Consider the following 19788-nt stretch of genomic DNA (forward strand, 5'->3'; position numbering starts at 1 on the left):
CTGCATTCGTTCACCCGAATCACTTACTTATGTAAGCTCATCGGGATTCACTCACTTGCCGCCTCGAAGCAACTCGAAATCCATTGGGTATAAACCTGTCTTAAACTACAAAACTGCCGTTTAAGGGGTTAAGCGCCCCTGTACCTGCAACCATCCCCAGCGAACCGGGGCTCCGGTATGAGGAACTTATTCCTCTTCCAACTCGATGTTGATACCCAGCGAACGGATTTCTTTCAGCAATACGTTGAAAGACTCGGGCATGCCCGGTTCCATCTGATGGTTGCCATCCACGATGTTTTTGTACATCTTGGTGCGGCCGTTGACATCGTCGGACTTGACGGTCAGCATCTCCTGGAGCGTGTACGCTGCGCCATAGGCTTCCAGCGCCCACACTTCCATCTCACCGAAGCGCTGTCCACCGAACTGTGCCTTACCACCCAGCGGCTGCTGAGTAACCAGGCTATAAGAACCGGTAGAGCGTGCATGCATCTTGTCATCAACCAGGTGGTTAAGCTTCAGCATGTACATGTAGCCAACGGTAACCGGACGCTCGAACTGCTCACCGGTACGTCCATCAAACAGCGTGATCTGACCTGAGGTCGGTAAACCGCCCAGCGTCAGCAGCTCTTTAATTTCTTTCTCTTTGGCGCCGTCAAACACCGGCGTCGCGATCGGCATACCCTTACGCAGGTTTTCCGCCAGCGTCAGCACTTCTTCATCGCTGAAGGTGTTGAGGTCAACGCCCTGACGGGTGTTGTCGCCCAGATCGTAAGCCTTCTGGATAAACTCGCGCAGCTTGGCTACTTCCTGCTGCTGCTTAAGCATAGCGTTGATCTTGTCGCCGATGCCTTTTGCAGCCATACCCAGGTGAGTTTCCAGGATCTGACCGATGTTCATACGAGACGGTACGCCCAGCGGGTTCAGTACGATATCGACCGGCGTGCCGTTCTCATCGTAAGGCATATCCTCGATCGGGTTGATCTTGGAGATAACACCCTTGTTACCGTGACGGCCTGCCATCTTATCGCCCGGCTGGATCTGACGCTTAACGGCCAGATAAACCTTAACGATCTTCAGCACGCCCGGAGCCAGGTCGTCGCCCTGAGTGATCTTGCGACGCTTGCCTTCCAGCTTCTTCTCAAACTCGGACTTCAGCTCGTCATACTGCTCGGCCAGCTGTTCCAGCTGGTTTTGCTTGTCTTCGTCACTTAAGCCGATTTCCAGCCACTTGTCGTGGGTCAGCTTGGAAAGCTTCTCGTCTTCGATGCCGCCGGCAACCAACACGTCGTGGATACGGGCAAACAGGCCAGCTTCGAGGATCTTCAGCTCTTCGGTCAGGTCTTTTCTGACCTGCTTCAGCTGCATGTCTTCGATTTCAAGAGCACGCTTGTCTTTTTCTACGCCGTCGCGGGTAAATACCTGAACGTCAATAATGGTACCGGATACGCCGTTCGGCACGCGCAGGGAAGAGTCTTTAACGTCAGACGCCTTCTCACCGAAGATAGCGCGCAGCAGCTTTTCTTCTGGAGTCAGCTGGGTTTCACCCTTAGGCGTTACCTTACCCACCAGAATGTCGCCACCGGTCACTTCTGCGCCGATATAAACGATACCGGATTCATCCAGCTTGGAGAGCGCGGCTTCACCCACGTTAGGGATGTCGGCAGTGATCTCTTCAGGCCCCAGCTTGGTGTCGCGAGACACGCAGGAGAGTTCCTGAATGTGGATGGTAGTAAATCTGTCTTCCTGAACCACGCGCTCGGACACCAAAATGGAGTCTTCGAAGTTGTAGCCGTTCCAAGGCATGAACGCTACGCGCATGTTTTGGCCCAGCGCCAGCTCACCGAGGTCGGTAGACGGGCCGTCAGCCAGCACGTCACCGCGCTCAACCTTCTCATCCAGCGCCACGCACGGCATCTGGTTGATACAGGTGTTCTGGTTAGAACGGGTGTACTTGGTCAGGTTATAAATATCAATGCCCGCTTCGCCCGGCATCATTTCGTCTTCGTTAACTTTGATAACGATACGAGATGCGTCGACGTACTGAACAGTACCGCCGCGGGTTGCAACAGAGGTTACACCGGAGTCAACGGCAACGGCGCGTTCCATACCTGTACCTACCAGCGGCTTGTCAGCGCGCAGAGTCGGAACCGCCTGACGTTGCATGTTCGCACCCATCAGGGCGCGGTTAGCATCGTCGTGCTCAAGGAATGGAATCAGAGAAGCACCAACGGAAACCACCTGCTGGGTTGATACGTCCATATAGTCAACCTGATCGCGGCTGAACAGGCTGGACTCGCCCTTGTTACGACAGGTGACCAGATCTTCGATGAAGCGGCCTTCGTCGGTCAGGTTGGAGTTCGCCTGAGCGATAACGAAGTTGCCTTCTTCAATGGCAGACAGGTAGTGGATCTCGTCGGTGACAACGCCGTCAGTCACTTTACGGTACGGAGTCTCAAGGAAGCCGTATTCGTTAGTCTGTGCATACACGGACAGGGAGTTGATCAGACCGATGTTTGGACCTTCAGGCGTTTCGATAGGACATACGCGACCGTAGTGAGTCGGGTGTACGTCTCTAACTTCAAAGCCCGCGCGTTCGCGCGTCAGGCCGCCTGGGCCGAGGGCAGAAATACGACGCTTGTGCGTGATTTCTGACAGCGGGTTGTTTTGGTCCATAAACTGGGACAGCTGGCTTGAGCCGAAGAACTCTTTCACCGCCGCCGAAATCGGCTTGGCGTTGATCATGTCCTGAGGCATCAGGGTATCGAGGTCGCCCAGGGACAGACGCTCTTTCACCGCACGCTCAACGCGAACCAGACCTACGCGGAACTGGTTTTCGGCCATTTCGCCGACGGAGCGGATACGACGGTTACCCAAGTGGTCGATGTCATCCACTTCACCGATACCGTTACGGATACCGATGAGCTTCTTCATGACTTCGATGATGTCTTCTTTGCTCAGAATGCCGGAACCTTCGATTTCATCACGGCCCAAAGAGCGGTTGAACTTCATGCGGCCTACCGCAGAAAGGTCATAGCGATCTTCGGAGAAGAACAGGTTCTCAAACAGGTTTTCAGCCGCTTCGCGCGTAGGCGGCTCGCCCGGGCGCATCATGCGATAGATTTCAACCAGCGCGCTCAGGCGATCGGTTGTGGTATCAACGCGTAGCGTTTCTGACATGTAGGCGCCGTGATCGAGATCGTTGGTAAACAGCGTCTCGATGCGCTTGTGACCAGCTACGCTCATCTTGGCCAGCAGATCCAGCGTCAGCTCCATGTTAGATGGGCAAATGATTTCGCCAGTCGCTTCGTCGATATAGTCTTTCGCAGACACTTTGCCGATGATGTACTCGGTTGGCACTTCGATCTTGTCGACGCCGTCCTTTTCCAACAGGCGAATGTGGCGAGCAGTAATGCGACGGCCTTTTTCTACATAAACTTTGCCGTTGGCTTCGATATCAAAAGAAGCCGTTTCACCGCGCAGGCGCTCAGGAACCAGTTCCATCTGCAGCTTGTTGTCGCAAATTTCAAAGACGACTTTATCGAAGAACAGACCCAGAATTTCTTCTGAAGTAAAGTTCAGCGCGCGCAGAATAATGGTTGCAGGCAGCTTGCGACGACGGTCAATACGGACAAACAGGTTGTCTTTCGGGTCAAACTCAAAGTCTAACCATGAACCGCGGTAAGGGATAATGCGTGCGTTATACAGCACCTTGCCTGATGAGTGAGTCTTGCCCTTGTCGCTGTCGAAGAAGACACCTGGACTTCTGTGCAGCTGGGAAACGATAACGCGCTCGGTACCGTTAATCACGAACGTACCGTTATCGGTCATGAGCGGAATTTCGCCCATGTAGACTTCTTGCTCTTTAATGTCTTTAACCGTGCCCGCCGGCGCGTCGCGATCGTAGATCACCAGACGCAGCTTCACGCGCAGAGGCGCAGAGAAGGTTACACCGCGGATTTGACACTCTTTGACGTCGAATACAGGCTCACCGAGGCGATAGCTAACATACTGCAGCTCTGAGCTGCCGCTGTAGCTCTGGATAGGGAACACGGAGCGGAATGCTGCTTCCAGGCCGTGTTGGCCTTCCGGATCTTGCTCGATAAACTTCTGGAACGAGTCAAGCTGGATAGAAAGAAGGTATGGTATGTCCAAAACTTGTGGACGTTTACCAAAATCCTTACGAATACGTTTTTTCTCGGTATAGGAGTAAACCATAGGGTTCCTCAGCTCGCTGACAAGTCGGCCCACTCTGCCCGCCTGGGGGCAGTTACAGTTCTTTATACGACACTATTTATTTCGATCGGAGGCGGAGAAATCCTCCGCAATACGCATTTCTATTACTCTTAAATCATTTCATTGCGCTGTATCCAACTTCTAGGCAACTGGCCTAAAGCAAGAAACGCAGTATATTAAGTCGTCAATAGAAAGGAGTATTGAGGCCGTTCAGTGGGTAAACAGTGTGAAATCCCGCTGACGCCTATAGCGCAAAAAGGCTGGTGACTAAAAAGTCACCAGCCATCAGCCTTTTAAGTCAGGCTGCAAACTGGAAAAAAGTCTTACTTGACCTCAACGGTCGCGCCAGCTTCTTCCAGTGACTTCTTAAGAGCTTCAGCGTCATCTTTGCTGATGCCTTCTTTAACTGCAGCAGGAGCTGCTTCAACCAGATCTTTGGCTTCTTTCAGGCCCAGACCGGTTGCGCCGCGAACGGCTTTGATAGCAGCAACTTTGTTAGCGCCTGCGCTGGTCAGAATGACGTCGAACTCAGTCTTCTCTTCGACTTCAGCAGCTGGGCCAGCAGCAACAGCTACGGCTGCGGCAGCAGATACGCCGAACTTTTCTTCCATCATGGAGATCAGTTCAACAACGTCCATTACGGACATTTCTGCAACTGCGTCCAGAATTTGCTCTTTAGTGATAGACATAATCATTATTCCTGAATGTAGAAAGTAGTTTATACGTTAACAAATGCAATGAGGCGATTAAGCCGCTTGCTTGCTGTCGCGCAGTGCCGCAAGAGTACGAACCAGTTTGCCCGCAGAGGCTTCTTTCATGGCCGACATCAGGCGCGCGATAGCTTCTTCGTAAGTTGGCAGAGTTGCCAGGCGGTCGATCTGAGCCGCTGGGATAAACTCGCCTTCAAAGGCTGCGCCTTTAACCTCAAATTTTGCATTGTCCTTAGCAAAGGCTTTGAACAGACGAGCGCCAGCGCCCGGATGCTCATGAGAAAATGCAATTAAGGTAGGACCGACGAACGTGTCTTTCAGGCACTCGAAAGGAGTACCCTCAACGACGCGGCGCATCAGCGTGTTGCGAACAACGCGCATGTAAACGCCAGCTTCACGACCTGCTTTACGCAGTTCAGTCATTTTGTCTACGGTAACGCCGCGAGAATCCGCAACGACGGCAGACAGCGCGCCCTTGGCTACTTCACTCACTTCAGCAACAATCGCTTGTTTGTCTTGAAGATTTAATGCCATTGGCTTTTTGCTCCTGGATTAAGCCGGGAAAATTCCCGGAACTCACTTCACCCGACGCTTAGTTCCCGAAGGCGTTCAGAGAGCGGGCGTTGAAACACGGTGAGTAGAATCCAGAAAAAATTTCTTTAAAAGACATTTTTAGGCTCTCTCACCGTCTACGCAGGCCGTTGTTATTGATATTTTCATATAAATAACAGGCAATTAAGTATGTTGCCATACGCCTGCGGTCTTGGACGGAGGCCTGGATAAGGCCAGGCTCCAACCGAAAAAATCAAAAATCTAAGGGGCTAAATTCTAGACGAATCCAGCCCCGTAGTAAAGCAGTGAATTAGTTCGCTGCTGCGCTCAGGGTGCCCTGATCGATAGCCACGCCCGCACCCATAGTGGTGGACAGACTGATCTTCTTAATAAAGACGCCCTTGGCGGTAGAAGGCTTAGCCTTCTTCAGCGCGGACAGCAGAGACTCTAAGTTCTCCTGCAGTTTATCTGCATCGAAATCAACCTTACCAATCGTGGTATGGATGATACCGTTTTTGTCGTTGCGATAGCGAACCTGACCGGCTTTAGCGTTTTTAACCGCTTCAGCGACGTTCGGGGTTACGGTGCCGACTTTCGGGTTAGGCATCAGGCCGCGTGGACCTAAAACCTGGCCCAGCTGGCCAACAACGCGCATAGCGTCTGGAGAAGCGATAACAACGTCAAAGTTCATTTCGCCTTTCTTGATCTGGTCAGCCAGATCTTCCATACCTACCAGGTCAGCGCCGGCTGCTTTTGCAGCTTCAGCGTTAGCGCCCTGAGTAAATACGGCGACGCGAACGGTACGACCGGTGCCGTGAGGCAGAACGGTAGCGCCGCGAACGTTTTGGTCTGATTTACGAGCGTCGATACCGAGGTTAACGGCAACGTCGACACTTTCAACGAACTTGGCAGTTGCCAGTTCTTTCAGCAGAGCAACAGCTTCAGCAATAGGATACTGCTTAGTTGCATCAACTTTTTCACGAATAACGCGCATGCGCTTGGTTAGCTTAGCCATTGATTAACCCTCCACTACCAGGCCCATGGAACGCGCAGTACCTTCGATCGAACGCACCATGGCGTCGATGTCAGCACCCGTCATATCCGCTGCTTTAGTCTGAGCAATTTCGCGAACCTGTGCCGCGGTTACAGTGCCCACTTTAGTCTTGTTCGGTACACCGGAACCAGACTTAATGCCAGCAGCTTTCTTCAGCAGAACGGCTGCTGGAGGAGTCTTGGTGACGAAGGTGAAAGAACGGTCAGCGTAAACAGTGATAACAACAGGGATCGGCAGGCCTTTTTCAATGCTGTCAGTTTTAGCGTTGAATGCCTTACAGAATTCCATGATGTTAACGCCCTGTTGACCCAGAGCGGGACCAACTGGCGGACTTGGGTTAGCCATGCCGGCTGCAACCTGCAGCTTAACGTAGGCTTGGACTTTCTTAGCCATTGAGATTTCCTCAGTTTGGGTTATAGCGCCTCAGGGAGGCTCCCCGGTTTATAGAAAACATAAAAATAAAAGGCGCGAAATTATAGAATAACTTCACGCCTCTTACAAGAGCTTAACGCCTGACGTTAAAACGTTGAATCAGCCCTTTTCTACCTGACTGAAGTCCAGTTCGACCGGCGTAGAGCGGCCAAAGATGGAAACAGAAACTTTCAGGCGGCTCTTTTCGTAGTCAACCTCTTCAACGACACCGTTAAAGTCAGCAAACGGACCGTCGTTAACGCGAACCATTTCACCCGGTTCAAACAGCGTCTTCGGCCGCGGCTTGTCGCCAACCTGCTGCAGACGGTTCATGATAGCATCGACTTCTTTATCGCTGATAGGCGCAGGCCTGTCTGACGTTCCGCCAATAAAGCCCATCACGCGTGGAATACTGCGCACCAAGTGCCAGGTCGCGTCGTTCATCGCCATTTGCACCAGCACGTAGCCAGGGAAGAATTTGCGCTCGCTCTTGCGGCGCTGGCCGCCGCGAATTTCGACGACTTCTTCAGTCGGTACCATCACTTCGCCAAACTGATCTTCCATTTCGTGCAGCTTGATGTGCTCACGCAGAGATTGAGCTACGCGACCTTCAAAACCGGAAAATGCTTGAACCACATACCAACGCTTCTTAAGTGCTTCAGTCATTTTAGAACCTCAGGCCAGTAATAAAGGAGACCAAACGGACCAGAATACCATCCAGCCCCCACAGAATCAGCGACATAACGACAGTAACAGCGGCAACAATCAGCGTCGTGTGTAGCGCTTCTTGACGCGTCGGCCAAATGACCTTACGCATCTCAATGCGCGAAGCGCGGGCAAACTCCAGCGTCGCTTTTCCCTTCGCCGTCAGCATAGCTATCACGAAGGCAATGCCAATCACAACCACAACGGCTGTCGCACGCAGGAAGACACTGTACTCTCGATACATGAAGTTACCGACAATCGCGACGACAATCAGCGCAGCGACGACAATCCACTTAACGGTATCTAGTTTTCCACCGCTTCCCTGAGTTTCGGTATTCGCACTCATAAACCAACCTGTCATTATGACCTAAATAAATCTTCACCCCGCATTATAGCAGAGCAACCAAGTCGAACGCTCTTTCTTCGGCACGCCTGCCGCATCTATGAGCCTATCTCACCCTGACTCTCCGATCCGCTTTTGTCTAAAAAGCGCTAAAAAGCCTGATGAGATAGGTTCTTCTTTTTACAACGTTGAAAAAGGGCATCAAATGATGCCCTCTTAAAGCCCGTTACGTCAATCTTATTTGACGATCTTGGCAACAACGCCCGCGCCAACGGTGCGGCCGCCTTCGCGGATTGCGAAGCGCAGACCTTCGTCCATCGCGATTGGGGCAATCAGCGTAACTACCATCTGGATGTTATCGCCTGGCATTACCATCTCTACGCCTTCTGGCAGTTCGATGGTGCCGGTCACGTCAGTCGTACGGAAGTAGAACTGAGGACGGTAGCCTTTGAAGAACGGAGTATGACGACCGCCTTCATCCTTGCTCAGGATATACACTTCTGACACGAATTCTGTGTGAGGAGTGATGGTGCCTGGCTTAGCCAGTACCTGACCACGTTCGATTTCGTCACGCTTAGTACCACGCAGCAGAACACCAACGTTCTCACCTGCACGGCCTTCGTCCAGCAGCTTACGGAACATTTCAACGCCAGTACAGGTGGTCTTGGTGGTGTCTTTGATTCCCACGATTTCCACTTCTTCACCAACTTTGATGATGCCGCGCTCTACACGACCGGTGACTACAGTACCACGGCCAGAGATAGAGAAAACGTCTTCGATAGGCAGCAGGAACGGCTTGTCAATCGCACGCTCTGGCTCTGGAATGTAAGTATCCAGCGCTTCCGCCAGCTCGATGATTTTCTTTTCCCACTCGGCGTCACCTTCCAGCGCTTTCAGCGCTGAACCGCGAATAACCGGCGTATCGTCGCCCGGGAAGTCGTACTGAGACAGAAGTTCACGAACTTCCATTTCTACCAGTTCCAGCAGCTCTTCGTCATCAACCATGTCGCACTTGTTCAGGAACACGATGATGTAAGGAACGCCTACCTGGCGACCCAGCAGGATGTGCTCACGAGTCTGAGGCATTGGGCCGTCAGTCGCAGCAACAACCAGGATAGCGCCGTCCATCTGAGCAGCACCAGTGATCATGTTTTTAACGTAGTCGGCGTGCCCTGGGCAGTCAACGTGCGCGTAGTGGCGAGTCGGGGTGTCATATTCAACGTGAGAAGTGTTGATGGTGATACCACGAGCCTTTTCTTCTGGCGCGTTATCGATCTGGTCGAATGCACGTGCGCTACCGCCGTAGGTTTTAGCCAGTACGGTGGTGATAGCAGCAGTCAGGGTTGTTTTACCGTGGTCAACGTGGCCGATAGTACCGACGTTAACGTGCGGTTTTGTACGTTCAAATTTTTCTTTAGACATCGATAGTCCCTCTAAAACACGATAGATCGTGGCTAAACCACATTAACCAAGCAAAAGCTTGTATAACATTGTATAACAACAGCAATGAGTCATAGAGGAAGTCAGGGAGTAAAAACGGAGATAGGAAAGTGGTGCTGATAGGCAGATTCGAACTGCCGACCTCACCCTTACCAAGGGTGCGCTCTACCAACTGAGCTATATCAGCACTTGGAGCGGGCAGTGGGAATCGAACCCACATCATCAGCTTGGAAGGCTGAGGTAATAGCCATTATACGATGCCCGCAGTTCCGAACTCAGTGACCTGGTGCTTCAACACTCTAAACTCGGTGTGGGAGAAGAATAACTCGATACGCTGCGATAACGCTTTGGGTGGAACACCCTCCGGGTAACTACCTGAGTAGTCGTTCTCGCTTTGCTGAGTGATGAACTCTAACAGAGCTCTTACTCATCCCCTTTCAGGTGTCTTTTCAGACACTGTACTGACATAACGTCTTATCAATACAATCAAATAATGGTGGTGGGGGAAGGATTATTCGTCGCTTCGCTCCTCACCCTTCGGGCCGTCACCTTCGGCGACGTTGTCTCGCTTTCGCTCGACTCGAACCTTAATCAAAGGTTCTCACCCTTCCCGACAGGCGCATCCAAAAGATGCTGTCTATCGGTTTACCACATTGCTGTGGTGAATAATGGTGGTGGGGGAAGGATTCGAACCTTCGAAGTGAGTCACGGCAGATTTACAGTCTGCTCCCTTTGGCCGCTCGGGAACCCCACCTAATTTTCTATCTTTTTACGTCTATCTTGAAACTTGCTGGTGCCGGCTGCCGGAATCGAACTGGCGACCTACTGATTACAAGTCAGTTGCTCTACCTACTGAGCTAAGCCGGCATCAAGTGCTGCGCATTCTAGGGAGACATGACGCACGATGCAACAAAAAAATTCAGTTTAATGCGCTACCGCTCAATTTTTAGCCAAAGAAATCTTTTTTTAACCGACGAAGTATACATTGTAGCCAATTCTCACACGCATTTTGAAGAACTTTTAGCCACCTCGCAAATACCTCACCCTTTCATCTCGCTTTTCATTGGCTTTCAATTTTTCGATCTAAATCAAAGCGTCGACTTTTCTTGCCTGTTATAAATTCGCGCAAGAAAGTATGAAGTTTTTAGTGAAAGTTATGAAGAACAGTGAACAGCGTGTCACTATATAGAATAGGAGCATTACTATAAATGAAAATGAAGCCCTTTTACATGGCAGCCTGCTTGACTGCCGCTCTTACACTTTCATCAACGCTTACCGCCCAAACTCACACGCTTAAGATGGCCATTGGCGCAGAGCCTTCTGAAGGTTTTGATCCGCTATTAGGATGGAGCCATGGCAGCTATGTGCTTCTTCATGCGCCGCTGTTACGACAAAACGCCGACCTGAGCTGGCAGCCGCTACTGGTTGAAAGCTATTCCCTAAGCAACGATGGTACTGTGTGGACCCTCCGCCTAAAACCAGACCTTAAGTTTTCCGATGGCTCACCGCTCACCGCAGAAGACGTTGCGTTCTCCTACAATCAGGCTGCTGTTAGCGGCGGTAAGGCCGATATGGGCAGCTTCCGTCAGGCCAAAGTGGTAGATAAACAAACCGTAACCATTGAACTGAAGCAGCCAGAAAGTACCTTTATCCACGTCCTAGGTGCCCTTGGCATCGTTCCCAAAGCGAAGTACGGCAAAAGCTTTGCTCAATCACCCATTGGCGCAGGGCCGTATAGACTGGTCAGCCTACAGCCTGGGCAACAGCTGATTGTTGAAGCCAACCCCTACTATGTCGGCCAAAAGAACGATTTCGACAAGCTGGTGTTCGTATTTCTCGATCAGGACAGCGCCTTCGCCACGGCCAGCAGCGGCGGCTTAGATCTCATTCGTATTCCACAGACACTAGCCAATCAGCCCGTTGCTAATATGAAGCTATTAGTGCAAAAGAGCGTTGAAAATCGCGGCATCATGTTTCCAATGACGCCGTCAGGCAAAAAAGACGCCAAAGGCAACAGCATCGGTAATGACGTTACCGCTGACCCAGCGATACGCAAAGCCATCAACTATGCAGTCAATCGCAGTCTGCTCGCCAATCAGCTGTTCGATGGACAGGCTCGCCCGGCCTTTACAGCGGTAGACGGCCTTCCGTGGGACAACCCGAACGCAAAGTTCAAAGACGGCGATCTTGATAAAGCCAGACAAATACTCGATCGGGCTGGATGGACAGCAAAAGCACCAGACGGCCTGCGCAAAAAGAACGGTATTCCAGCCCAAATAACCCTGTGGTACGCCAGCGGCGACAGCACCCGCCGGGATCTGGCTCAGGCGTTCAGCGCGATGATGGAACCCTTGGGCATAAGGGTTTCACTGAAATCCGGCAGTTGGGAAACCGTTGAACGCTACATGCACTCAAACCCTACCCTATTCGGCTGGGGCAGCCTTGACCCTATGGAACTCTACCACCACTACGCCAGCAGGCTGGGGGGCGAAGGCTATTTTAACCCCGGCTATTACGCCAATAGCGCGGTAGACCAGCATCTTAAGCAGGCCATTGAATCCCCTAACTGGCAGTCGGCCATTCCCCACTGGCAGAAAGTCGATTGGGACGGCACAACTGGTGCAGGCGTTCAGGGTGACGCAGCCTGGGTTTGGCTGCTGAATCTTAATCACACCTATCTGGTCAATCCCTGTGTCAGTCTGGGAGAAGGTGCTCCAGAAGCGCACGGCGACTGGACGGTTCTCAATAACCTCGACGGCTGGCGCTGGACCTGTCAGTAATGATCCCACTGCGTCTGCTGTCGCTAAGGCTTATCTGCCTGCTGTTCACCGTGACAGCGGGCATTTTCATATTGATAAGCTTTTCCCCTATCGATCCGGTTCGCGCCTACATCGGTAGCGACCTGCTGCACGTTCCTCCGGAACAGTACGCACAGATAGCCGCCCGCTGGGGGCTGGATCAGCCGCTGTGGCAGCGTTTTTTACTTTGGATAAAGCAGGCTGTTCAGGGGGATCTGGGCTACTCCGTGGTTTATAACGCACCGGTGATCGACGTTATCGCTCAGCGCTTTGCCACCTCGTTTGCCCTACTGGCCTCTGCCTGGGTTCTATCCGGCATATTTGGCATCGCTCTTGGGCTTACCGCTGGCCGCTATCTCAACCGCTGGCCAGACACTCTGATACGCACTCTCTGCTATCTGCTTTCATCGCTCCCGACGTTTTGGATTGGGCTCCTAATGCTGGCGTTTTTCTCCGTCAAGCTTGAATGGACGCCGATCTGCTGTGCCTGGCCGCCGGGGCTTACCGCACAGGAAACTTCGCTCACTCAGCGTCTTTATCACCTGATTTTACCGGCGCTGACCCTTAGCCTGCTCGGCGTCGGCAACATTGCCCTACACACTCGCGCCCGCATAGAGGAAGCCAGCCGCAGCGAGTTTATTCATTTTGCCTACGCACAGGGGGACAAGGGCTGGTCAATGCTGCGTTTTCACCTGCTGCGCCACGCCCTAACGCCCGCCGTTTGCCTTCAGTTTGCTTCACTGGGCGAACTCTTTGGCGGTGCACTATTGGCTGAAAAAGTGTTTGCCTACCCGGGACTAGGGCAGGCAACTATTGATGCAGGGCTCAGAAACGATGTGCCGCTGCTGTTAGGCATTAGCCTATTCGCCACTCTGCTGGTTTTTATCGGCAACTCGCTCTCACTGCTGATACTGCGCCGCCTTAATGCGCCGCTAAGGAGAGCTGAATGAAGCACACCCTTAACGGCGCAACGCTGCGGCTAGCGTTGGCAATATCGCTGCTTATCGCCCTGCTCGGCACAGGCATTTATGCCCTAAGCCAGACGATTGACCTAAATCTGTTGGCCCGTCGCGCTGCGCCTTCCGCTGAATTCTGGTTCGGTACCGATAGCCTAGGTCGAGACCTCTGGCTCCGCTGCCTGCAGGGCATGATGACTAGCGTACAAATCGGCATGACGTCGGCGTTGGTCAGCGGGCTACTGGCGCTCACTCTCGCGGTCATTGGCCAGTTTGGTAAAGTGCTGGGAGGCCTCGTTCAAATTCTAGTGGACACCTTTATTTCCCTGCCTCATCTGCTGCTGCTCATACTCATTTGCTTTACCTTTGGCGGCGGCAAATGGGGCGTGATCCTCGCCGTCTCTCTTACCCACTGGCCGAAGCTCACTCTTATCCTGCAGTCTGAGCTTATGCGTATTAAAACGGCAGACTACGTGCTTTTAGCGAGGCGAACAGGGGCTACGCGCTGGCAGTGTTGCTATCGTCACTTTCTTCCCCTATTGCTGCCCCAGCTTGTCGTTGGCGCGCTGCTCATTTTCCCCCATGCGGTACTCCACAGCGCTGGGTTGAGCTTTTTAGGATTTGGCCTTGAGCCTCACGAAGCCTCGCTGGGGCTGTTGCTGGCAGACGCCCTTCGCTATCTAGCCAGCGGCGACTGGTGGCTAGCCTTTTACCCCGGCCTTACGCTGGTTGTACTGGTATTAACTATTGATCTTCTGGCTCGCAGCCTGCAAAAAGTCTGGCTGAGGAGAACACAATGCTAGAGTTAAAAAATCTATCCCTGCTTCAAGCCAGGCAGCGCTGGCTGCGAAAAACGCGCTGGGAGCCGATGCTAAGCGAAGTCGACCTTACCCTTGCCGAAGGCGAGCTAGTTGCGCTAGTCGGCGGCAGTGGCGAAGGCAAAAGCCTGCTGCTGCAAAGCCTACTCGGCCTGCTGCCGAACGCCATTCGCGCAGAAGGGGAGATCCGCCTTGACGGTCAGCCCGTTTCACCATCCCGCCTCTGTGCGCTTAGGGGGAATACGTTAAGCTATATTCCTCAAAGCGTCAGCGCCCTCAATCCGCTGGTGAAAACCGGCCGGCAGATTCAGAGAGCCGCAGGCCTGAGTGGCTGCTGCCCAAGCGTGGACGACATTGCCGAGCAGCTGTCACAATACCGGCTTTCTCCCGACCTGCTCGACCGCTACCCCCTTTCTCTCTCGGGCGGCATGGCAAAACGGGTTTTGGTGAGCTGTGCCACGCTAAGCCAGTCGCGATTTATTCTGGCTGATGAGATCACCGCATGGCTGGACAGCTGCCGCGCCGAACTCCTTATGCAGCACCTAAAGTCCCTGTGCCGAGAGGGGCGCGGCGTACTGTGGGTAACACACGATTTGCACCTAGCCGCCCGCTACGCGGACAGAATTGCCGTCCTTCATCAGGGCACGCTAAAAGAAACGCTTTGTGCCCATAGCCTGCGCAGTGGCGGCGGTAGCCCGTGGGTACAGTCGCTCTGGCGCTCGCTGCCAGAGTGTGGCGCTTTTGGCATCCAACAGGAGCCGGTAGTTCATGCTGCAAACGCATAGCCTGAGCGTTCATCAGGGGGACGTCACTCTGTGGAGCAATCTGAGTCTCTCAATCGCTCCCACAGAGAGGCTGGGAATTTTTGCTCCCAGCGGTTACGGAAAAACCACTCTGGGTCGCGTTCTCGCTGGTTGGCAGCTGCCGACTGGAGGAAGCGTAACGCTGGACGGCAAGCCACTACCCACCTCTGGCTATTGCCCGGTGCAGCTGGTTCCCCAACACCCGGAGCGCACGTTTAACCCGGTCCGTACTGTTGGCGCTTCGCTGCGCGACGTTTGGCTGCCCGACGCCGAGTGGTTTGACGCTCTGTCCCTCAATCAGCGCCTGATGGCTCGCTATCCCGATGAAGTTTCCGGAGGGGAGCTGGCGCGCATCGCTCTGCTGCGCGCTCTGGCGCCGCAGACACGCTATCTTATCGCCGATGAGATCACCGCCCAGCTCGATCCCCTTCTTCAGGCACAGGTGTGGCGCTTTCTTCTGGAACTCAGCAAACAGCGCCCTTTAGGCTTGATCGTTATCAGCCATGGCCGAGCGCTGCTGGACGGCGTCTGTACCCGAGTTTGGCAACCTGACACCCTCTCTCCGCACAGTGAAAGCATGGACAAATAGTGTTCAACCTTTATCGATCTGCTAGAGGCTCTTCACAATTTACGGCTCTCGCGCTTGTTCCAACAAAATAAGCTTTTATAGTCGACGGCAACGCTATGGCAACGCCGGGTGCACCGCGAAAAGCGACGCCCTGCCTCGTTGTTCCTCTCGAATTACCAAGGATCCGGCTAACATGTCCGCTCTTTTTTCCACCGCCAAACGCGCTCTGTCGGCCTGCCTTCCCCACACGCTGCGCAATAAGATGATGCTGCTGGCCATTCTGATGGTCACCGCGCCAACGCTGATCATTGGCTACTTTGTTGAAACAGAGGGCAGAGACGCCCTGCTGGAAGAAAAAAGGATCAAGCTGGTCGCTGTGACTCACCTGCTGGATGAAGCGCTGGGCAACGACTTTCAGCGCTACGCTAACTTACCCCACGACGACAGGATCCAGGCTCTTAATCGCCTGTTGGCGCCAAGAACAGAGCGGATAACTAATGCCTTCTCAGGCGTAGGAGCGGGCTACTATCATCGGGAGCTGGACGCCATCGTTACCTATGGCCCTCAGGCAAAGTACGGCTACGCTGTCGGTGTAACTATTAAGCCCGATCACCCCGGACGGGAAGTAATGGCCAGCGGTGAACCGAGAGTTAAATGGGGTTCTCAGGTTCGGGGCAACATCATGAACTCCATGATCCCTATCAAAAGGGACGGACTGGTCATTGGCTACATCTGGGCGAACGAGCTGTCCAACGATATTGACCGCCAGGCGCTGGCGATGGACATCAAAATCATGACCGTCATCGTCATAGGTATGCTGCTCAGCATTGGCCTGATTGCCGCCTTCTCTCGACGGTTTGCTTCAGATATCGACACTATCAAGGCAGGGCTGAACGAACTGCCCCTCGACCTCAACACCGTGATTCCACCCATGAAAGGGGAAATGGGCGAGATTTCTAACAGCGTTAACGCCCTGTCCCGCGCGCTGAGGGAGGCTAGAACCCTCAACGAGCTGATTATTGAAAGCGCCGCGGACGGAGTTATTTCAGTCGATATCAACGGCTGTGTCACGATGGTTAACCCCGCAGGCGAAGCCATTACCGGCTATAAAAAGAAAGAGCTCATCGGTCGCCCCTACGCTGAGTTCTTTATCAATACTGACTTTGATAGCCCAGTGCTTGATACGCTAGAGCGCGGCATTGACCACGTCGCGCTGGAAGTAAAATACCCCGGCAAAGACCGCACGATTCAAATCAGTGTCAGTACCAGCCAGCTGCGCAATGCTCAGGGCGAAACCGTCGGCGCACTGGTGATCTTCACTGACCTGACCGCAGCAAAAGAGGTTCAGCGACGCATAGAACAGGCCGAACGTCTGGCGACACTGGGTGAACTGATGGCGGGGGTGGCTCACGAAGTGCGAAATCCGCTGACGGCCATCAGCGGCTTCGTCCAGCTGTTAAAAGACGGCGAGCAGGATCCACAGCGGCTTGAATATACCCACACAGTTCTCAAAGAAGTGCGTTCAATAAACCGCGTCATCCAGCAACTGCTGGACTTTGCCCGACCGCGCCCCAGCCTTCATCAGAAGGTCATGCTTAACCAGATCATTAACGAGAGCCTTATTCTGGTTAAAACGCGCGGACTGGAGGCCAGAATAAATTTTCACGTTAATCTGAACCAAGAGCTTCCCGAAATTTACGCAGACGGGGAGCTGCTCAAGCAGGTGATCCTTAACCTGCTGATTAACGCCGTTCAGTCTATCAACGCCAAGGGTGACATCGATATTTCGACTCAGGCTATCTCCGACGATCGTCAGGAGATCAGAATAAGTGATAACGGCTGCGGCATCCCTGAGGCCATCAGGAAAAAGATTTTCGATCCTTTCTACACCACCAAGTCATCGGGAACTGGACTCGGCCTTTCTATCAGCCAACGCATCATTGCCTCCCACGGAGGTGATATCATGGTGGAAAGCGAACTTAACCGGGGCTCGACCTTTATCATTGTTTTACCGGTGACGCACAGTGAGGGGACTCTGCCGTGAAAAAATCGTACAGCATTCTGCTTGTGGACGACGAAGAAAGCGTACTGCGCATGCTGATGGCCTTCTTCTCCCGCAGCGGCCATCACCCTATTTGCGCTCAAAACGGCTTAGAGGCAGTAGAACTGTTCAAGCAGCAGTCTCCTGACATTGTGCTGATGGACATTCGCATGCCTGGGCTCAACGGCATCGACGCACTGCAGGAAATGCGTAAAACCAACAATGATACGCCTGTCATTTTAATGACCGCCTACGCCGCCGTTGAGACTGCCGTTGAGGCGCTAAGGCTGGGTGCATTTGACTATGTCATCAAGCCCTTTGAGCTCGACGAACTGAAGCTAATGGTCGATCGCGCCATGCAGCTGCGTGAAATGAAGCAGGAAATCAATCTGCTGCACCGCGCCCTGTCAGACAGCTACCAGTGGGACCGCATTCTGACTAACAGCCCCAAAATGATGGAGCTGTGTCGGGATACCGCTAAAATTGCCCAAAGCAGCGCCAGCGTGCTGATTACCGGCGAAAGCGGCACGGGAAAAGAGCTTATCGCCAAGGCGATTCACTACAACAGCCCGCGTGCCAAAGGGCCGTTTATTAAAATAAACTGCGGCGCGCTGCCCGAATCTCTGCTGGAAAGCGAGCTATTTGGTCATGAGAAAGGCGCCTTTACCGGAGCCCAAACCCAGCGGCAGGGGCTGTTTGAACGCGCCAATCAGGGAACGCTGCTGCTGGACGAAGTGGGTGAAATGCCCCACAACCTACAGGTTAAACTGCTGCGCGTTTTACAGGAGCGGGAGTTTGAACGCCTCGGCGGCAGCCAAACCATCAAAACGGACATCCGCCTGATTGCCGCCACTAACCGCAATCTGGAACAGATGGTAGAACAGGGAGAGTTTCGCCAAGACCTCTTCTACCGCCTGAACGTTATTCACTTATCCCCGATCCCACTCAGAGAGCGCCCGGAAGATATTGCGCTGCTGGCGCAGCACTTCTTACAGAAATACAGTGCCGAAAACGGCAAAGAGATTGTCGAGCTGGATCCCAGTACGCTAGCAATACTGGAAGCCTATCCGTGGCCGGGGAACGTGCGAGAGTTGTCCAACGCCATTGAGCGGGCGGCTATTATGAGCAACGGCTTTATCATCTTCCCCGATGAACTGCCGGATCACCTTCAGCGTCAGCAAAACGTCCCTCATATCAGCGACACAGTGCACACATTGACAGGGCATACGCTTAAAGAGCACCTGAAAGCCTACGAGCGGGAACTTATTTGTAACGCGCTGACCAGCCATCAGGGCAACAGAGTTCAGACTGCCCGAACGCTGGGCATTAGCCGCCGGGCGCTGATGTATAAACTACAAGAGTATGAAATCGAATAGTTTTTTAAGATAGCCCCTCGTCTTCAGCTCCACACCATACGCCATAGAAATGCCCTGAACACTCAGGGCATTTTTATCTGATATCGCCTTCAGCAGGTGAAACAAAAAATGCACACCTGTGCAAAAAATTGCACCTTTCATTCCACTTCACTTCACCGTACTGCACGCGATTCAGCAGCGCACCAAACGAATAAACTCTCTATCTATCAGTTCATTAAAAACGTTTTCACTAAAAAGCCACCTCTCAACACACAGGTGGCACATCCCTTGCTATTCCTTAAGCGAGCTCGTTTTCGGGCATCAACCATAAGGGATAATTATGAAAAATAAACAGATCGACATACAGCACGCTGCTGAACATTTTCGTGATGGTATGACCATCATGGTTGGCGGTTTTATGGGTGTGGGGACGCCACCGCGTCTGGTTAAGGCGCTGCTTGACTCCGGCGTAAAAGATTTAACCCTGATTGCTAACGATACCGCATTCGTTGATACCGGCATCGGCCCTCTCATTGTTAACGGCAGAGTGAAAAAAGTTATCGCTTCACACATCGGCACCAACCCAGAAACCGGCCGCCAGATGATCGCCGGCGAAATGGAAGTAGTGTTGGTTCCACAAGGAACGCTGATCGAACAAATCCGCTGCGGCGGTGCCGGACTGGGTGGATTCTTAACGCCAACCGGCGTGGGCACCATCGTTGAAGAAGGCAAACAAAAGCTGGTTCAAAACGGTGTGGAATACCTGCTCGAGCTTCCGCTGCGCGCGGATCTGGCATTGGTTCAGTCACACGTTGCCGACAAGCAGGGCAACTTGGTTTACCAGCTGGCTACCCGCAACTTTAACCCCATTATCGCTCTGGCGGCTGACATCGTTATCGCCGAGCCGGACACGCTGGTAGACGTTGGCGAGATCGCCCCTGACGCCGTAATGACTCCAGGCGCCCTAGTTGACTTCATCGTTTCCCCCAAGGAGAGCTAAT

16 protein-coding genes, 4 tRNA genes and 1 other RNA gene are annotated in these 19788 nt (G+C 53.1%); 8 read left to right on the plus strand and 13 right to left on the minus strand.

Annotated features, from left to right (window positions below):
• Window positions 1–186: 186 nt before the first annotated feature.
• The 13 genes from rpoB to DQM29_RS15890 form a co-directional block, all read right to left on the minus strand.
• The gene (gene rpoB, locus DQM29_RS15830; RefSeq protein WP_111741580.1) at window positions 187–4215 is read right to left on the minus strand and encodes a DNA-directed RNA polymerase subunit beta; all 4029 of its coding nucleotides are present in this window, start codon (window positions 4213–4215) and stop codon (window positions 187–189) included.
• Window positions 4216–4556: 341 nt separating this feature from the next.
• Window positions 4557–4922 carry a 50S ribosomal protein L7/L12 gene (rplL, locus tag DQM29_RS15835; protein ID WP_111741581.1) on the minus strand — a complete coding sequence of 122 codons (366 nt, stop codon included), beginning with the start codon at window positions 4920–4922 and terminating at the stop codon, window positions 4557–4559.
• Between the two features lie 57 nt (window positions 4923–4979).
• The gene (rplJ, locus tag DQM29_RS15840) at window positions 4980–5477 is read right to left on the minus strand and encodes a 50S ribosomal protein L10 (RefSeq protein ID WP_111741582.1); all 498 of its coding nucleotides are present in this window, start codon (window positions 5475–5477) and stop codon (window positions 4980–4982) included.
• A 328-nt stretch (window positions 5478–5805) separates the two neighbouring features.
• Window positions 5806–6510: a 50S ribosomal protein L1 gene (rplA, locus tag DQM29_RS15845; RefSeq protein ID WP_111741583.1), complete on the minus strand. Its 705-nt coding sequence runs from the start codon at window positions 6508–6510 to the stop codon at window positions 5806–5808.
• A gap of 3 nt (window positions 6511–6513) precedes the next feature.
• Window positions 6514–6942 (minus strand): 50S ribosomal protein L11, encoded by a 429-nt coding sequence (rplK, locus tag DQM29_RS15850; RefSeq protein ID WP_027275337.1) that lies wholly within the window; start codon window positions 6940–6942, stop codon window positions 6514–6516.
• 138 nt (window positions 6943–7080) lie between these two features.
• The gene (gene nusG / locus DQM29_RS15855) at window positions 7081–7626 is read right to left on the minus strand and encodes a transcription termination/antitermination protein NusG (protein WP_111741584.1); all 546 of its coding nucleotides are present in this window, start codon (window positions 7624–7626) and stop codon (window positions 7081–7083) included.
• Between the two features lies 1 nt (window position 7627).
• Entirely contained in the window at window positions 7628–8011 is a 384-nt protein-coding gene (gene secE, locus DQM29_RS15860) for a preprotein translocase subunit SecE (RefSeq protein WP_111741585.1), read from the minus strand.
• Window positions 8012–8245: 234 nt separating this feature from the next.
• Window positions 8246–9430 (minus strand): elongation factor Tu, encoded by a 1185-nt coding sequence (gene tuf / locus DQM29_RS15865; RefSeq protein WP_111741586.1) that lies wholly within the window; start codon window positions 9428–9430, stop codon window positions 8246–8248.
• Between the two features lie 129 nt (window positions 9431–9559).
• Window positions 9560–9635 (minus strand) — tRNA-Thr (locus tag DQM29_RS15870).
• Window positions 9636–9638: 3 nt separating this feature from the next.
• Window positions 9639–9713, minus strand: a tRNA-Gly gene (locus DQM29_RS15875).
• 229 nt (window positions 9714–9942) lie between these two features.
• Window positions 9943–10074, minus strand: a non-coding RNA gene (locus DQM29_RS15880) — RtT sRNA.
• Window positions 10075–10117: 43 nt separating this feature from the next.
• Window positions 10118–10202 (minus strand) — tRNA-Tyr (locus DQM29_RS15885).
• Between the two features lie 37 nt (window positions 10203–10239).
• Window positions 10240–10315 (minus strand) — tRNA-Thr (locus DQM29_RS15890).
• A gap of 347 nt (window positions 10316–10662) precedes the next feature.
• Here DQM29_RS15890 and DQM29_RS15900 point away from each other — a divergent pair.
• The 8 genes from DQM29_RS15900 to atoD all read left to right on the plus strand — a co-directional run bounded on the left by DQM29_RS15900 (window position 10663) and on the right by atoD (window position 19787).
• Window positions 10663–12228, plus strand: a complete 1566-nt coding sequence (locus tag DQM29_RS15900; RefSeq protein WP_415270890.1) for an ABC transporter substrate-binding protein — start codon at window positions 10663–10665, stop codon at window positions 12226–12228.
• Window positions 12228–13196: an ABC transporter permease gene (locus tag DQM29_RS15905; RefSeq protein WP_111741589.1), complete on the plus strand. Its 969-nt coding sequence runs from the start codon at window positions 12228–12230 to the stop codon at window positions 13194–13196. The genes DQM29_RS15900 and DQM29_RS15905 overlap by 1 nt, the downstream gene beginning before the upstream one ends.
• Window positions 13193–14005: an ABC transporter permease gene (locus DQM29_RS15910; protein WP_111741590.1), complete on the plus strand. Its 813-nt coding sequence runs from the start codon at window positions 13193–13195 to the stop codon at window positions 14003–14005. The genes DQM29_RS15905 and DQM29_RS15910 overlap by 4 nt, the downstream gene beginning before the upstream one ends.
• Window positions 13999–14805: an ATP-binding cassette domain-containing protein gene (locus DQM29_RS15915; RefSeq protein WP_111741591.1), complete on the plus strand. Its 807-nt coding sequence runs from the start codon at window positions 13999–14001 to the stop codon at window positions 14803–14805. Before DQM29_RS15910 ends, DQM29_RS15915 begins: the two co-directional genes overlap by 7 nt.
• Window positions 14789–15412: an ATP-binding cassette domain-containing protein gene (locus DQM29_RS15920; protein ID WP_111741592.1), complete on the plus strand. Its 624-nt coding sequence runs from the start codon at window positions 14789–14791 to the stop codon at window positions 15410–15412. Before DQM29_RS15915 ends, DQM29_RS15920 begins: the two co-directional genes overlap by 17 nt.
• Window positions 15413–15584: 172 nt before the next feature.
• Window positions 15585–17435 (plus strand): two-component system sensor histidine kinase AtoS, encoded by a 1851-nt coding sequence (atoS, locus tag DQM29_RS15925; protein ID WP_111741593.1) that lies wholly within the window; start codon window positions 15585–15587, stop codon window positions 17433–17435.
• The gene (atoC, locus tag DQM29_RS15930; protein WP_111741594.1) at window positions 17432–18808 is read left to right on the plus strand and encodes an acetoacetate metabolism transcriptional regulator AtoC; all 1377 of its coding nucleotides are present in this window, start codon (window positions 17432–17434) and stop codon (window positions 18806–18808) included. The genes atoS and atoC overlap by 4 nt, the downstream gene beginning before the upstream one ends.
• 319 nt (window positions 18809–19127) lie before the next feature.
• Complete coding sequence (gene atoD / locus DQM29_RS15935) at window positions 19128–19787, plus strand: acetate CoA-transferase subunit alpha (protein WP_111741595.1); 660 nt, start codon at window positions 19128–19130, stop codon at window positions 19785–19787.
• Window position 19788: the final 1 nt, after the last annotated feature.

Source organism: Leminorella richardii (assembly GCF_900478135.1).
Classification (GTDB): Bacteria; Pseudomonadota; Gammaproteobacteria; order Enterobacterales; family Enterobacteriaceae; genus Leminorella; species Leminorella richardii.

Coding starts and splice junctions, on each gene's coding strand:
- rpoB (WP_111741580.1), bottom strand. CDS start 4,215: ATGGTTTACTCCTATACCGAGAAAAAACGTATTCGTAAGGATTTTGGT.
- rplL (WP_111741581.1), bottom strand. CDS start 4,922: ATGTCTATCACTAAAGAGCAAATTCTGGACGCAGTTGCAGAAATGTCC.
- rplJ (WP_111741582.1), bottom strand. CDS start 5,477: ATGGCATTAAATCTTCAAGACAAACAAGCGATTGTTGCTGAAGTGAGT.
- rplA (WP_111741583.1), bottom strand. CDS start 6,510: ATGGCTAAGCTAACCAAGCGCATGCGCGTTATTCGTGAAAAAGTTGAT.
- rplK (WP_027275337.1), bottom strand. CDS start 6,942: ATGGCTAAGAAAGTCCAAGCCTACGTTAAGCTGCAGGTTGCAGCCGGC.
- nusG (WP_111741584.1), bottom strand. CDS start 7,626: ATGACTGAAGCACTTAAGAAGCGTTGGTATGTGGTTCAAGCATTTTCC.
- secE (WP_111741585.1), bottom strand. CDS start 8,011: ATGAGTGCGAATACCGAAACTCAGGGAAGCGGTGGAAAACTAGATACC.
- tuf (WP_111741586.1), bottom strand. CDS start 9,430: ATGTCTAAAGAAAAATTTGAACGTACAAAACCGCACGTTAACGTCGGT.
- DQM29_RS15900 (WP_415270890.1), top strand. CDS start 10,663: ATGAAGCCCTTTTACATGGCAGCCTGCTTGACTGCCGCTCTTACACTT.
- DQM29_RS15905 (WP_111741589.1), top strand. CDS start 12,228: ATGATCCCACTGCGTCTGCTGTCGCTAAGGCTTATCTGCCTGCTGTTC.
- DQM29_RS15910 (WP_111741590.1), top strand. CDS start 13,193: ATGAAGCACACCCTTAACGGCGCAACGCTGCGGCTAGCGTTGGCAATA.
- DQM29_RS15915 (WP_111741591.1), top strand. CDS start 13,999: ATGCTAGAGTTAAAAAATCTATCCCTGCTTCAAGCCAGGCAGCGCTGG.
- DQM29_RS15920 (WP_111741592.1), top strand. CDS start 14,789: ATGCTGCAAACGCATAGCCTGAGCGTTCATCAGGGGGACGTCACTCTG.
- atoS (WP_111741593.1), top strand. CDS start 15,585: ATGTCCGCTCTTTTTTCCACCGCCAAACGCGCTCTGTCGGCCTGCCTT.
- atoD (WP_111741595.1), top strand. CDS start 19,128: ATGAAAAATAAACAGATCGACATACAGCACGCTGCTGAACATTTTCGT.